This is a genomic window from Candidatus Methylomirabilota bacterium, from assembly GCA_035709005.1.
Taxonomy (GTDB): domain Bacteria; phylum Methylomirabilota; class Methylomirabilia; order Rokubacteriales; family CSP1-6; genus 40CM-4-69-5.
On record DASTFB010000127.1, the window covers coordinates 26,367 to 39,920 of the forward strand.

15 protein-coding genes and 2 tRNA genes are annotated in these 13,554 nt (G+C 70.9%); 10 read left to right on the forward strand and 7 right to left on the reverse strand.

Features of this window, described 5'->3' with window-relative positions; all coding sequences use genetic code 11:
• Window positions 1-78 precede the first annotated feature (78 nt).
• Window positions 79-810 carry a DUF3750 domain-containing protein gene (locus tag VFR64_21540; protein ID HET9492318.1) on the reverse strand — a complete coding sequence of 244 codons (732 nt, stop codon included), beginning with the start codon at window positions 808-810 and terminating at the stop codon, window positions 79-81.
• 91 nt (window positions 811-901) lie between these two features.
• Between VFR64_21540 and VFR64_21545 the strand changes: the two genes are divergently transcribed.
• Genes VFR64_21545 through VFR64_21555 form a run of 3 tightly spaced genes read left to right on the forward strand, consistent with a single transcriptional unit; the run spans window position 902 to window position 2,900 of the window.
• Window positions 902-1,765 (forward strand): crosslink repair DNA glycosylase YcaQ family protein, encoded by an 864-nt coding sequence (locus tag VFR64_21545; protein HET9492319.1) that lies wholly within the window; start codon window positions 902-904, stop codon window positions 1,763-1,765.
• 50 nt (window positions 1,766-1,815) lie between these two features.
• Window positions 1,816-2,577 (forward strand): hypothetical protein, encoded by a 762-nt coding sequence (locus tag VFR64_21550; GenBank protein ID HET9492320.1) that lies wholly within the window; start codon window positions 1,816-1,818, stop codon window positions 2,575-2,577.
• Window positions 2,578-2,594: 17 nt separating this feature from the next.
• Entirely contained in the window at window positions 2,595-2,900 is a 306-nt protein-coding gene (locus VFR64_21555) for a hypothetical protein (protein HET9492321.1), read from the forward strand.
• On the opposite strand, the gene VFR64_21560 is transcribed toward VFR64_21555, so the two are convergent.
• The 3 genes from VFR64_21560 to VFR64_21570 are packed head-to-tail and all read right to left on the reverse strand — an operon-like array spanning window position 2,872 to window position 4,600.
• Window positions 2,872-3,594 (reverse strand): metallophosphoesterase, encoded by a 723-nt coding sequence (locus VFR64_21560; GenBank protein ID HET9492322.1) that lies wholly within the window; start codon window positions 3,592-3,594, stop codon window positions 2,872-2,874. The two genes, VFR64_21555 and VFR64_21560, sit on opposite strands and share 29 nt — an antisense overlap.
• Window positions 3,572-4,417 (reverse strand): nucleotidyltransferase, encoded by an 846-nt coding sequence (locus tag VFR64_21565; GenBank protein ID HET9492323.1) that lies wholly within the window; start codon window positions 4,415-4,417, stop codon window positions 3,572-3,574. Before VFR64_21565 ends, VFR64_21560 begins: the two co-directional genes overlap by 23 nt.
• 39 nt (window positions 4,418-4,456) lie before the next feature.
• On the reverse strand, window positions 4,457-4,600 hold the full coding sequence (locus tag VFR64_21570; protein ID HET9492324.1) for a hypothetical protein: 144 nt from the start codon (window positions 4,598-4,600) through the stop codon (window positions 4,457-4,459).
• A 66-nt stretch (window positions 4,601-4,666) separates the two neighbouring features.
• On the opposite strand from VFR64_21570, the gene VFR64_21575 reads away from it, so the two are divergent.
• The 4 genes from VFR64_21575 to VFR64_21590 all read left to right on the forward strand — a co-directional run bounded on the left by VFR64_21575 (window position 4,667) and on the right by VFR64_21590 (window position 8,034).
• Entirely contained in the window at window positions 4,667-5,164 is a 498-nt protein-coding gene (locus tag VFR64_21575) for a hypothetical protein (GenBank protein HET9492325.1), read from the forward strand.
• A gap of 10 nt (window positions 5,165-5,174) precedes the next feature.
• Entirely contained in the window at window positions 5,175-6,668 is a 1,494-nt protein-coding gene (locus VFR64_21580) for a hypothetical protein (protein HET9492326.1), read from the forward strand.
• Complete coding sequence (locus VFR64_21585; protein HET9492327.1) at window positions 6,646-7,293, forward strand: class I SAM-dependent methyltransferase; 648 nt, start codon at window positions 6,646-6,648, stop codon at window positions 7,291-7,293. Before VFR64_21580 ends, VFR64_21585 begins: the two co-directional genes overlap by 23 nt.
• A 147-nt stretch (window positions 7,294-7,440) precedes the next feature.
• Window positions 7,441-8,034 carry a BON domain-containing protein gene (locus VFR64_21590; GenBank protein HET9492328.1) on the forward strand — a complete coding sequence of 198 codons (594 nt, stop codon included), beginning with the start codon at window positions 7,441-7,443 and terminating at the stop codon, window positions 8,032-8,034.
• A gap of 45 nt (window positions 8,035-8,079) precedes the next feature.
• Here the strand turns inward: VFR64_21590 and VFR64_21595 are convergent, their stop codons facing one another.
• Complete coding sequence (locus tag VFR64_21595) at window positions 8,080-8,883, reverse strand: hypothetical protein (GenBank protein HET9492329.1); 804 nt, start codon at window positions 8,881-8,883, stop codon at window positions 8,080-8,082.
• Window positions 8,884-9,004: 121 nt separating this feature from the next.
• Window positions 9,005-9,080: transfer RNA gene (locus VFR64_21600), tRNA-Ala, on the reverse strand.
• A gap of 110 nt (window positions 9,081-9,190) precedes the next feature.
• On the opposite strand from VFR64_21600, the gene VFR64_21605 reads away from it, so the two are divergent.
• The gene (locus VFR64_21605) at window positions 9,191-9,625 is read left to right on the forward strand and encodes a hypothetical protein (GenBank protein HET9492330.1); all 435 of its coding nucleotides are present in this window, start codon (window positions 9,191-9,193) and stop codon (window positions 9,623-9,625) included.
• 18 nt (window positions 9,626-9,643) lie between these two features.
• Here VFR64_21605 and VFR64_21610 read toward each other — a convergent pair.
• Window positions 9,644-9,730: transfer RNA gene (locus VFR64_21610), tRNA-Leu, on the reverse strand.
• A gap of 125 nt (window positions 9,731-9,855) precedes the next feature.
• Between VFR64_21610 and VFR64_21615 the strand changes: the two genes are divergently transcribed.
• Both VFR64_21615 and VFR64_21620 read left to right on the forward strand, forming a co-directional pair.
• Complete coding sequence (locus VFR64_21615; GenBank protein HET9492331.1) at window positions 9,856-12,000, forward strand: indolepyruvate ferredoxin oxidoreductase subunit alpha; 2,145 nt, start codon at window positions 9,856-9,858, stop codon at window positions 11,998-12,000.
• Between the two features lie 20 nt (window positions 12,001-12,020).
• The coding region (locus VFR64_21620) for an indolepyruvate oxidoreductase subunit beta family protein (protein ID HET9492332.1) at window positions 12,021-13,554 on the forward strand (1,534 nt) is incomplete at its 3' end.

The window sequence follows — 13,554 nt, forward strand, 5'->3', positions numbered from 1 at the left end:
TTTTTAGCAGGCTAGCACGCGGCCCCGGACGCCACGGCGCAAAATCGTCTCGGGCATCCGGTTGTCGGCGGGCCGGCCTCAGGGAGCGCCCAGGCGGCCCCAGCCAGGCAGCTTCAGCGCCGGCTCCTTTACGTCGAGCCCGAAGGTCAATCCGAGCAGATTGACCTCCAGACCCTCCTCCCAGCCGGCCAGGACGCCGGCCACACCCAGGACGGACAGTTGCACGCCGCGGCCGCTGGGGGTGACGGCCATCAGCCATCCATCGGGGAGGAAGTCCTTGCCAATCGCGGTGGGGGGTAGCTCGAGGCGAAGCTCGGGCACGGCCCGACCGATGTAAGCGACGAAGGTGTTGCTGTTGGGGCCGGGCCAGGTCCGGTAGCTGCGGGGATAGGGATAGCTCGCAATGGCAGCCTCGATCTTCGTGATGAGCGCATCCACACCGTCGCCACGCCGGTCGACGAGCAGGAGAGGGCGGCTTCCGAACCAGTAGTTGTCCGGACCCGTGCGATTGATCCGGATGGCGGGCAGTCCCCGGTCGACGCCCCAGCCGATCACCTCGTACCGGGTATAGGCCGACGCCTCCCGAGGCTTCAGGACGATCCAGCTGTGAACGGCGAGGGCGGCGCGCCAGCCGACCGTCCGCGCCACGTACACCTGCACGACGGGCTCGGGGGTGCTCGCCGGTGAGGGCGCCAGCCCGCTGGCATCGCGTCGCGCCTGCCGCCAGTCTCCGCGCTCGAGGACGGCGCAGCCGGCCAGGCAGGCGAGCGCCAGCAGCGCCGACCACGTGGCCCTCGAAGTGCGTCGCATCGCGCGATACGATACAGCACTTGTCTCAGACGCGCCCGGCGAACCACCAACCGGCTCGCGACGCCGGAGGCGAAGGAGGTCGTCCCGCGAGGTGACGACCGCGCTCGACGCCGCCGTGCTGACCGGGCTGCGCGCGCAGCGCTTCCGGCACCGGCCGCCCCTGCGCGTGCGCGGTCTGCAGAGCGCGCTGGGCTTCATTACCGATGTGGGTTTCTGCTCCACCTTCTATCGCTTTCCCGAGGGGGTGGCGTGCCTCTGGGAGGCCGTGGTGGGCCGCCCGCGGCCGCGTTGGCCTCGCCACTCCCATCACGACCCCGGTGTCGGCCTGACCTGGGACCTGAAGGATCGCTTGCCGGCGGCCCGGCACGTCTACTACGGCAAGGCCATCAGAGCTCGCCCCGTGCTCATCGCCCTCGACCTGCTGCCCGCCTTCTACGCGCTGGTGCGAGGCCGCCAGCGGGCCCGCCACTATCGCGCGGAGTACGCGGCAGGTCATCTGAGCCTGACGGCGCGCCGGTTGATGGACGTGCTCATCGCGGAGCATCCGCAGTACACGCGGGACCTGCGCGCCCACGCCTTCATGCTGGAGCCGGCCAAGACCCGCGAGTTCGAGCGAGCCATGGGCGAGCTGCAACAGGGGTTCTGGGTGGTCAAGACGGAGGAACGTTACGAGCCGACGTTTTCCTATCGCTGGGACCTGCTGGAGTCCTGGCTGCCGGACGCGGTCGCCGAGGGACGACGACTGGGTCGTGAGGCGGCCCTGGACCGCCTGCTCGAGCGGTACCTGCGCGGAGCGGTCTTCAGCTGCCGGCGTGACCTCGCCCGACTCTTCGGCCTGCCCACCGAGGAGGTGACGGCGGCGATCGGTCGGCTGGCGCGGGCAGGCGCGGTGCTGGGCGACAGCCGGGTCGACCCCTGGCCCGGCCGCTGGGTGGTCCACCGTGCTTGGGTATGAACATCAGGTCATACAGGCCGCTGGCACGGAATCCGCATCCCGGACGAGGCATGACAACGGTGGTCGGTGTGTTCAGGGACAGCGAAGCGGCGAAACGGGCTGCGGATGGTCTGGCGGCGCTCGGTCTGCGGCGGGACAGGATCACGGTGTTGTTCCCCGGGGAGCACGAGCGACTCCACAGCGAGGTTCCCACGACGGCGGGCGAGCCGCCAGGGGTCGGTACGGCCCTGGGCGGCGTCGTGGGTGGCGCGACCGGAGCCTCAGCCGGGGTGCAGGCGGGTGCCCTCATCGGCGTCTTCGTCCCGGGGATCGGGCCGGTGTTCGCCCTTGGAGCGCTGGGCGCCCTCCTCCTGGGGGCAGCGGGAGCCGCGGTGGGCAAGGCCTTCGACAACGCCCCCGAGGGCGTGCCGATGGACGAGCTCTTCGTCTATGAAGAGCTGCTCGGGCAGGGGCAGGCGCTGGTGATCGCCCTGCCCGAGGACGAGACGCAGGCCGAGCTGATCCGGCAGCGCCTCGCCCAGGCCGGCGCCGAGGCTCTCGATAACGCTCGGCATCGCTGGTGGCTGGGCCTGCGTGAGACCGAAGCGCATTCCTACACGGCCGAGGGCGGTGATTTCACGCGCGACGAGGCCGACTATCGTCTGGGCTTCGAGGCCGCGCTCGGAATCGGGCGTGGAGCGGCCTACGGTGACGTCATCGATGAGCTCCGGAGTCGCTATCCCGAAGCCTATAGCCGCCCGGCCTTTCAGCGCGGGTACGAGCGGGGGCTGCGCCACGCCGCCGCCCGACGGCAGACGCGTCGGGTCGCCTGAAACCGTCAGGAGGACACATGACATCGTGGGTCCGGGAAGTCGTCGACACACTGCCCTTCGAGCGCCGACGCAACGTCTCGACGATGCCGTACGGCGCCGGGGGCCTCGTGATGCTGGCCCTGGCCGTGGGAGCGGGGCTCATGTACCTGTTCGACCCCGAGCTCGGCGCCCGCCGCCGATCCCGGCTGCTCACGCTCCTCGATGATCTCGGACGCCGCTCCAGCGGGTTGCTGGGAGGCGCCTCCCGCGACGTTCTCGGTGGGGGCGCCCGCCGGCTGGGGGTGGTCCGCCGGGCTAGCCGCCCGGAAGCTCAATCACCCTGAAAGGCGGGCGCTCCGGAAACACCCGCTGGAGCACGGGCACGGCGACGTTGTACACGGGAATGTCGCCCCGGGTGCGTCCGTCGGGGCTGCCCTGATGCGCGTGTCCGTGCATCACCGCGGTGACCGAATACCGGGTGAGAGGTTCCTCCAGGCGGCTCGAGCCGAGAAACGGCAGGAGCTCGGGCGCCTCCCCCTTCGTCGTCGCCTCGATCGGTGAGTAGTGGAGGAGCGCGACCTTCTGCTCGCCGGTGAGCTTGGCCAACGCCGACTCCAGCTTCAGGGCCTCGTCGACGGCCTCGCGCACGAAGGCCTTGATGGCCGCTTCGCCCCATGGCTGCAGCGCGCGGGCGCCGAAGCCGCCCGCAAAGCCCTTCACGCCGGCGAAGCCCACGCCACGCACCTCGACGGATTCACCGTCCAGCACTCGCACGCCGGCGTCGGCCAGGATCGCCTTCACCGCTTCCGGTCGCCCGGCATCGTAATCGTGATTGCCGAGCACGGCCAGGATGGGGATCTTCACCGCGGCCGTAAGGGCGCGGGCCAACGCCCGCGCCTCCTCTTCGAGGCCACGATCGGTCAAGTCGCCGCACAGGACCAGCACCTCGGCGGCATCGGCCACCGGCTCCAGGAACCGGCTGAGCATCTCCGGAGGGTTGCGCGGGCAGTGCAGGTCAGCGACGGCGGCCAGCCGCATCGCCGTTCTCGCTCGGATCCTGGATGGTCGGCGTCGGAGCTTCGATCGCCGCCGTCCACTCCGCGACGTCGTTCGCGGTCATCGTGCCACCGGGCAGCAGACGCGCGTCCCGATAGCCCAAGCTCTCCACGTCGACCAGGTACTGGGCCCGGGACAGCAGGGTGCCGCAACAGATCCGGTCGGCGGGGCCGGCCGTGCACCATTCTTCCGTCAACCGGCCCATCAGATAGGCCATGGTCCAGGCGGGGATGCGCCCGCGCTCGGAGGGATAGACGAACCCGAAGAGCACGAGGTGGCTCAGCAGCACGCGCCAGTGGCTATCGAACCGCTGCACCAGGCGCTGCCAATCCAGAGACTCGGCCTGGGCCTGCAACAGGTGTGCGATGTCGGCACCGTCGTACCGTTCGCGCTCCATGATGAAGGCCTTCGACCAGAGCATTTCTTCCGGCGGGCACAGGCGAGCGGGTACGCCGAGCACGCTGTCGTCGACCGCGTAGTCGAACCACCCGTCGTCCACCTGGACGAAGCCGTTGCCCGAGCTGAAGATGATATCGATGGTGTGGTCGCCGGCGAAGCCTTTGCCCAACCAGTGCGGGAACGTCAGCTCGGTGCGGTAACCGGCCGCGGCCAGGGAGTCCAGCGCCGCCTTCGCATGCCGGGGCCGCACGAAGACGTCCAGGTCTTTCGTGTCACGGAAGATTCCCGTATAGCGCGACAGGGCGTAGGCGCCACCCACCACGAAGGGCACGCCGGCCGTTTGCAGGGCCCGCAAGGCGGCGACGTAGAAGGCGGTGGGATCCGCCGCGAGGCCGGACGCACTCATGAGGACGGAGGGAGTGCAGGTTCTGTGCCGCCGAGCCGCTTACGGATCGCTACAGTCGCGCAGGCTCCCGCACCTCGGGCACAGGATCTTGCATTTCTGCTCTTCCATGCGCTCGCCGCAGCGCTCGCAGAAGTGCAGCCACTCGATCCGCCCCCCGCCGTGGTCGATGGCCCGGTCGTCCACGGTGGCAGCCTCGCACCGTCCCCCGTCGGAAGTCAACGACGCCGAGAATGCCGTACACTGAGGCCGATGGCAGAGGCCTGGGACGACCCCGAGTGGCTTCGTCACGTCTTCGAGGAGACTCGGGTGGTGCGGCGTCCGCTCGCGGGCATCATCGCCGGCTACCACACGCTGCCCTACATCCTGGTCGGGGCGGAGCGGGAGCAGCCCGGGCGCTCCGTGGAGGTCCGGGGCCGGATCCGGGTCTCCCCCCGGATGGTGATCACCCCGGGCCGTGATGGCCCCACGTACGGGGAGCTCTTCGGCGAACGCGAGCTGATGCACCACACGCTGCTGGCGCGCGTCTTCACCTTTCGCTACGCCCCCCGGCTCATGCTGGAGAGCGAAGATCTCCAGATCCGGCGGCAAAGCCGGGGCCCCGAAGACCATCTGCAGCGGGTGCTCGAGGAATTGGCCCAGCGGGAGATCATCAACACCGGCGTGATCATCACCCCCGACGCCCACTTCTACCCCGTCTCGATCGACCGCTTCATTCGCGAGATCCTCGATCAGGAGTTCAAGGACTGACGACGCGCCGGTGACGTCCACAGCCGGGCAGGCGTCGTTCGCCGCTGCCTGGGCGCTGCTGGGCGGGCTCGCGACGCTGGTCGCCTGGCTGGGCTGGCATTCCCGCGGTTGGCCGCTCATCCACGACGCGCCGATCATGCATTACATCGCCTGGCGGATCGGACAGGGCGACGCGCCATACCGCGATTTGCTGGACATGAACTTTCCCGGGGTCTACCTGCTCCACGGGGCGCTGCTCTGGCTGGCCGGCGCCGGGGACGTCGCCTGGCGGCTGTTCGATCTGGCCTTCCTCGCCGCCGGGTGCCTGGCGGTGGCCGTTTTTGCCGCCCCCTGGGGGTGGGTCGCTGCGGTGGGCGGTGGGCTCTTCTTCGCTCTTTACCACCTGGCCGCGGGTCCCTGGCAGGCTGGTCAACGCGACTTCCTGCTCTGCCCTTTCGTGATCGCGGGTGCGCTCGGCGTCGCGCGCTGGATGGAGCGCCGGGCCTCGGCGGCTCCTCTGCTCTGGGGGGGGCTCGCCCTTGGCGCGGGCCTCACCATCAAGCCGCACGCCGCGGTGCTCGGCGTGGCCTTCAGCATGCTCGTGGCGCGGGCGGCGTGGCGGGCAGGGGGCGGCCTCGCAGACATCCAGGCGCTCGCGATCTACGTTCTGGGCGTGGTGGCGCCCGTGATAATCACGGTGTCCTGGGTGGCTGGCCTCGGCGCGCTGCCTGCATGGCGAGCCCTCCTGGCGGACTACCTGCTGCCGCTCTATTCACGTCTGCATCAAGCCGATGCGGGGCTGGACCGCTGGTACGCCTGGCTTCCTGTCGGCGCGGGCATCGGCCTCAGCGTGGCCACGGCCCTCGGGACCCGACGGTTCGGCATCCGCCATCGCATAGCGCTCCTCGGCCTGGCTTCCGGCCTCATCCATTTCTTCGTCCAGGGTAAGGGCTGGGAGTACCACCTGTATCCGGCGGCAGCCTTCGCCGCCGTGCTGCTGTTTTCGGAGCTCGAGCCGCTGGTGCGAGCCCGGGCATGGCCGGCCGTGCCGTTGGCGGCGAGCCTGATCCTGGCCGTTGCGCTGCTCGGCAGCAAAGGCGCCGGCAGCGCGGCTGCGGCGGAAGGTGGCTGGGTGAGCGCCAAGGCCCGGCGCGTGAGCGCCGTCGTCGAGGCGTTGAAGCGCTACCTGGAGCCCGGCGATCGCGTCCAGGTTCTGGACACCACCGACGGCGGCATCCACGCCTTGCTACGGCTGGGGATCGCTCAGCCGACCCGTTTCCTCTACGACTTCCACTTCTTCCACGATACCGGGACGCCGGTGGTACGCGCGCTCCGCCGTGAACTGGTGCGCGGCCTCGAGCGCCGGCCGCCCCGGTGCGTGGTCTTCTTCGCGGGCGGCTGGCCGGCCGGGGGCTGGGAACGGCTCAGCTCGTTCCCGGAGCTGGAGCGGCTGCTCGCCGCGCGGTACCGGGAAGCCGTGCGCGGCGATGGCTTCATCGTCTATGCGAAGCGAGACGGTACGTAGGATCATCCGCGCGTACGACGATCCCGTCGTACGCGCCTACTGTTGGGCCCGATTCGGGATCCTGCGCCAGCGGTTCCTGGACGAGATCGGCCAGTACCTGCCCGAGGCCGGCCCGGTGCTCGACATCGGCTGCGGATTCGGGCTCTTCTCCCTCTACTACGCCGCGACCGGACCGCGGCGTCTTCTTCGCGGCGTGGATGTCGACGGCCGGCGCATCGCGCTGGCTCGCCGCGCGGCCCGTCGCCTGGGGCTCGACAACGTGAGCTACGAAGAGGGCGACGCCCGAGATTTCAAGGGCGACGGCGAGATGCAGGCCGCCTACATGCTGGATATCGTCCACCACATCCCGCCTGCCCGCGTGCCGCCCCTGCTGGCCCAGCTGCGCCGGGCCCTGCCCTCCGGTGGCCGGCTGCTCGTCAAGGACGTGGATACGCAGCCGGCGCCCAAGCGCTGGTTCACGTGGGCGCTCGACAAGGCCATGGCTCCCCGGGCGGCAGTCCGCTACTGGAGCGCCGAGGAGCTGACAGCGGTCCTCGAAGCGAGCGGGTTTCGCGTCTGGCGCCACCTGCTCGTCGATCTGCTGCCCTATCCGCACATCCTCTACATCTGCGAGGCGCGCCCGTGATCGCTGCGGGCCGGCGCCGTACGTGCCTTGTCAACGCTGCACCCGCACGCGTGCCAGATCGGCGGCCGATTCCGGAGAACCGAAGAATTCTCGGTCTCTTACGGCGCGGCACCCTCCTTGCTCGAAGGCCGAGCGCGGAGGTGGCGTATGCAGCGGGTGATGACGTTCGTAGCGCTGTTCCTGCTCGCCTACCCTGCCGTCGTGCACGGGCAGGCCCAGAACAGAGCCCCCGGACCGCCGGCCCGGGCCGAGCGGCCGGCGGATAGCAGGCCCGGATTCATGGCCAGCGCCGGCCGCGCCATCGTCGATGTGTGGATAACGTCCAAGGCCAAAGCCAAACTCATCGCCGACAGGCGCATCACCCGAGCCGTCAACGTCGAGACCCACGCCGGGGTTGTCACCCTCCGCGGCAAGGTGGCGAGTCGCGAAGAGAAGCGGCTCGCCGAGCAGGTGGTCCACGGCACCAGCGGCGTCAGGGCGGTGCGCAGCTCGCTCCAGATCGTGCCCGACTCCCGGCGCAAGAGCGTCGACGCCCGGGACAAGGACATCACGAAGGATCTCGAAGCCCGGATCGAGCAGGACGCGATGCTCAAGGACGCCGACATCGACGTGCGCTCGGACAATGGCATGGTCACGCTGACCGGCTCGGTGTCCAGCGCCCGGGCCAGTGCCCGGGCGCGGGCGCTGGCGCGGGCCACGAGCGGGGTGCAGGGGGTGCGGAACGAGTTGAGGTCGCGGTAGCCCGAGCCGCGCGCTAGCTCGGCAGGGACCGGGCGGGCCCGCCGCTCACCGCTCCTTGAGCGCCGTCAGCACCTCACCGGCGACACGGGCGATCTCGCCGATTCCGCGCTCGGCGATCCCGGTCACGACCGCCCGCTCGTCGGTGAGGCGACCCACCTCGCTGCCCAGCCTGACGATCTCGCTCTGCAGGCTCTCGACCTCGCGTTTGAGACGGGTCACTTCGCCCGCGGCTTCGTCGGCCCGCTTGCGCAGCTCGTCGCACTCCTGGATCAGCGACGGGATGATATGGTTCACCATGTTCTTGCTGTCGCGGACCCAGGTCTCGATCTCCTGCCAGGCCTGGGCCACGCTCTCCGTGCTCTCCATGGTCGTCACCTCGGGCATCCGCGCGAAGGCGGCGCTGGGCTGCGGGGCCGGGACCGACGGCCGGCTCTCCTTCGCCTTCCAGGTCGGCACGATCACGACGGGATGGCGGCGGATGTCTTCCCAGTAATCGAGAGGCCGTCGGCGGTCCTGGCTCCTCCGCTCGGGGCGATGCGGCTCGGTGATGCGACGCCGCTCGCCCCGGCGGCGGTCCATGAGCACCTGGACTCGGGGATCATCGAGAAACTGGTCGCTGACGCGGGCGAAGAGATCGACGGCGTGGCGCGCCACGACGATGAGAAAGCGTACCTGCCTGTCCCGGGCCGGAGCGTCCCGATCCGTCACGCTCGTGCGCGTCCGCTGCAGCGTCTCCAGCTTGTGCATCCAGCACACGCCGGAGGTCTCGCGCGGATCGTCGAGCGGGGGCCGGTCCCCGATCAGCCCCTCCCGCCCTTCGGAACGGCACCAGGCGCAGACGACTTTCACGCCAATCCTCCTGATCCACGCGGCGATGAGAACGGAAGAATAGGATCAGTCGCGAGGAAGGTCAAGCCGGTGAGACGGCAACGGGGCTACGGCAGTGCGCCGTAGCCCCGTCGTGAACGCTTGGTGGAGCTGAGGGGATTCGAACCCCTGACCCCAAGACTGCCAGCCTTGTGCTCTCCCAGCTGAGCTACAGCCCCACGCGTCGGGTCACGTTACAGGCGCCTCCGAGGCATTGTCAAGCCGCGCACGGGCGTGGTGCGCACGGGCGTGGAGTTGTTGGACCCTGGCGTGCTGTACACAGGGCACCATGACACGGCGCTGCTTCCTGGCGTGCCTCCTCGCGGCCGGATGTCACCCAGCCCGCCGAGCCGTCCTCGTCGACCCCGCGTCCTACGCCCCGGCGGCAAGCCTGGAGGCGCGAGCCCGCCTGAACGAGGAGGGGCGGCTCGACGGGTACGGCGCCTGTCTTCAGTGCGGCGACCGCTGGAACTGGAAGCCCGCTCACACGATCGCGTACGGAGCCGGACAGGGCATGTTCCCGCTGTGCGAGTACGACTACTGGCGCCTTCCCGTGGAGCGCGTCGAGGACCACATCCGGAGGCTCGTCCGCGAGTGGAAGGCGCTGACGCCGGACGAGGCCGAGCGCCTGGAGGAGGACGCGCGGCTGGCGATCGCGGCCATGCGCGCCGAGCGCGGCGCTGCGCAGGGGCGTCGGGGAGCAACCGGGGCGGTTCCGCGCTGAGGCCTTGGCCGGTGCGCCTGGTGCCGAAGGTGGGAATCGAACCCACACACCCTTGCGGGTACACGATTTTGAGTCGTGCGCGTCTGCCGGTTCCGCCACTTCGGCGCCTCGGGCCCGGGCCGCTTTCCAGCATAGCCGATCGCCCGCCCGGGGCGCCCCCCGCGGGCCGCCGTTCTGTGACAGAATGAGCGACGCGGCCCCCCGCGGGTCGCTCCGCCACGAGGTGCCCGATGGGTGAGCGGTCGTTCACAGAGGACGTCAAGCAGCTCGGCTACGGAGAGGGACAGATCCTCCGTGGCGAGGGCATTCTCGCCATCACCAAGGCCCTGCTGCAGTCGGGGGTGTCGTACGTCGGCGGCTACCCGGGGTCGCCGATCTCGCACCTGCTGGACGTCATGGCCGACGCCAACGAGTCGCTCCTCGCGCCGATGGGCATCTACTTCGAGCTCTCGGGGAGCGAGGCGGCGGCGGCCGCCCTCCTCGGCGCCTCCATCAACTACCCCGTCCGGGGTGCCGCCACCTGGAAATCGGTCGTGGGCACGAACGTCGCGTCCGATGCCCTGTCCCACGTGGCATCCGCGGGCGTGCTCGGCGGCGCCCTCGTCGTGATCGGCGAGGACTACGGGGAGGGGGCCTCCATCCTGCAGGAGCGGACGCACTCCGCGGCCCTGAAGTCGTCGCTCCCGCTCCTGGATCCTCGCAACAGCCTGTCGTCGTTCGCTCGCTTCGTGGAAGAGGGGTTCGGCCTGTCCGAGGCGTGCAACGAGCCGGTGCTCTTCTCGATCCGGATCCGCGCCTGCCACATGCGCGGCACCCTGCGCTGCAAGGACAACGTCGCCCCGGCCATCAGCATGCGCGCGCGGCTGGCGACCCCGTCGTTCAGCCTCGAGCGGATCAATCTGCCGCCCTTCACCTACGCCATGGAGGCCAAGAAGTTCACGGAGCGGCTGCCCGCCGCGCGCCGGTACGTCGTCGAGCACGGGCTCAACGAGCACATCCCGGGCGCGGAGTCGCACCTGGGGCTCGTCCTGCAGGGCGGTCTCTGGAACACGACCGTTCGCGCCCTGCACCTGCTGGGGCTGGCCGACCTGCACGGGCGCACGCCGGTGCCCCTCATGGTCCTCAACGTCCTCCATCCCCTGGTGCCCGAGGAGCTGCTCGCCTTCCTCCGGGTCAAGAAGCGCGTCCTCGTGGTGGAGGAGGGAATGCCCAATCACCTCGATCGCGAGCTGAAGGCGCTCGCGCACGAGGCGAGGCTCGACGTCGAGATCCAGGGCAAGGAGGTCTTCTCGGCGCACGGGGAGTACGTGCCGGCCCTCGTCCTCAGGGGGCTGCGGACATTCCTCACCTCCGCCGCTCCCACCGCGCAGAGCGTGACCGCCATCGAGGGCCGCTACGCGGCGCTGGTTGCGCACCAGGACGCGGTGCGGAGCCTCCTGCCGCAGCCGATCACCAAGCGGCCCCCGTCGTTCTGCACGGGGTGTCCGGAGCGGCCCGTCTTCAGCGCGCTCAAGATCCTCCGCGCGAAGACACCCGAGATCGGCGACACCCACGTGGCCGCAGACATCGGCTGTCACACCTTCTCGACGCAGGCGCCGTTCAACGTGGGCAACTCGGTCCTCGGCTACGGCATGGGGCTGGCCTCCGCGAGCGCGGTGGCGCCGCTGTTCGGCAAGCGGGTCGTCTCGGTCATGGGGGACGGCGGCTTCTGGCACAACGGGCTCACCAACGGCGTCGCCAATGCCGTGTGCAACCAGCAGGACTCCGTGCTGGTGATCCTCGACAACTTCTACACGTCGGCGACCGGACAGCATCACAACCCGTCGACCGGCCGGAACGCCCGCAACGAGCCGACGGGCATGACCATGCCGCAGGCGCTGCGGGGCGTGGGCGTGCGGTGGATCCGGACGGTGCCCTCCTACGACATCCCGGCGATGCTGCGCACGCTGCGGGAGGCCCTCACCACGCGCGCGCGGGGGCTGAAGGTGGTCATCGCCCGGGGCGAGTGCATGCTCGAGCGCCAGCGGCGCGAGCGTCCGCTGAACCGCCGGCGCGCCGCGGCCGGGGAGACGGTGAGGCAGCCGCGGTTCGGCGTGGACCCCGACGTCTGCACCGGCGACCACTCGTGCATGCGGCTCAACGGCTGCCCCTCGCTCACGCTGCGCGACAGTCCCGACCCGCTGCGCGAGGACCCGATCGCCCACGTCGACGACACCTGTGTCGGCTGCGGCGTGTGCGGCGAGGTGGCGCACGCCGCGGTACTGTGCCCGTCGTTCTACGAGGTCCAGGTGGTGACGAACCCGGGCCGGTGGACCCGGCTGCTGGCCCGGCTCCGCATGGCGGTCATCCGGCGTCTCGCGTCCGCCCCGGCGTGACCGCGCGCGGGATCCTCAGTGTGCTCGTCCCCGCTGTTGGCGGGCAGGGGGGCGGGGTCCTGTCGGAGTGGCTGGTGGAGGCGGCCCTGCTGGACGGCCATGCCGTGCACGGCACGTCGATCCCCGGGGTGGCGCAGCGCACCGGGTCGACCACGTACTACGTCGAGATCGCGATCGGTCCCGCCGACGACGGTCTGGAGCCCGCCTTCTCGCTGTATCCGGTCCCCGGCGCGCTGGACGTGCTGCTGGCTCCCGAGTTCCTCGAGGTCGGTCGCATGATCGAGCAGGGGTTCGTCTCGCCGAACCGCACCACCGTGGTCTGTAGCACGCACCGGCTCTACTCGATTCACGAGAAGATCGCCACCGGACGCGCCATCTATCCTCGCGAGGCGCTGGAGCGGGCGGCGCGCGCCGCCTCGCGCACGCTGGTCGCCTTCGACGCGCTGGCGCTGGCGCGCACCCACGGGACGGAAGTCAACGCGGTGCTGCTCGGGGCGCTGGCCGGCGTCGGTGCGCTCCCGCTCGCGACGGACGCGTATCGCAAGGCCATCGAGCGCAAGGGCGTCGGCGTGAAGGCGAACCTGGCCGGGTTCGAGCTCGGCCTCGCCGTGGCCGGGGACCCCGCGGCGGGGGGGAGGGCGCCGGCCGCCGCCGCCCGCGAGCCCACTCCCCACCCCGCCTTCACCGGCCAGATCGCGACGCTGCCCGAGACGATCCGCCCGATCGTGGCGCTCGCCGTCGCCCGGCTCGTCGACTACCAGGACGCCGGCTACGCGCGGCGGTACCTCGATCGCCTGCGGCCCTTCGTGCCGGGGCCCGGCGCGCCGCCGGCCGCCGTCGACCTCGCCCGGATCGTGGCTCGGCACCTCGCCACGTGGATGTCCTACGAGGACGCGGTGCGGGTGGCCCAGCTCAAGACCCGGGCGACACGCTTCGACCGGATCCGGGCCGAGAGCCGCGCCGGCACCGGCGAGATCGTGGTGACCGACTACCTCAAGCCCGATCTCGACGAGATCCTCGGCGTCCTGCCGCACCGGCTCGTGGCGCCGGTCGCCCGCTGGGCCGCGCGGCGGTGGCCCCACGGCCGGCCGACGCTCGGCCAGCACGTGCGGACCACGACCATCACGGGCTTCCTGCGCGTCTGGCTCCTCACGCGCCTGCGCCCGCTTCGCCCGTTCTCCCACCGGGCTCACGAGGAGCACGCGCGCATGGAGCGCTGGCTCGCGAGCGTGCGGCGGTGCGCCGGGCGCGACCTCGCCCTGGCCGGCGAGGTGGCGCGCGCGGCCCAGCTCGTGAAGGGTTATGGCGACGTGAGGCGTCGGATGGCGCTGCTGTTCGAGGACCTCCTCGCCCGCGTCGAGCGGGTGGCCGACCTCGAGGCGGAGCGCGGCCACGGGTACGCCGTGGCGCATGGGCTGGCCGCGCGCTACCGGGCGCTCGTCCTCGAGGGTCCCGACGGCGAGGCGCAAGCGCAGGCGCTCGCGGCGGACGTCGAGAGGCGCCTGGCGACGGCCGACGCGGCCGAGGCGCTCGCGATCATCGGGGGGGGGGGGG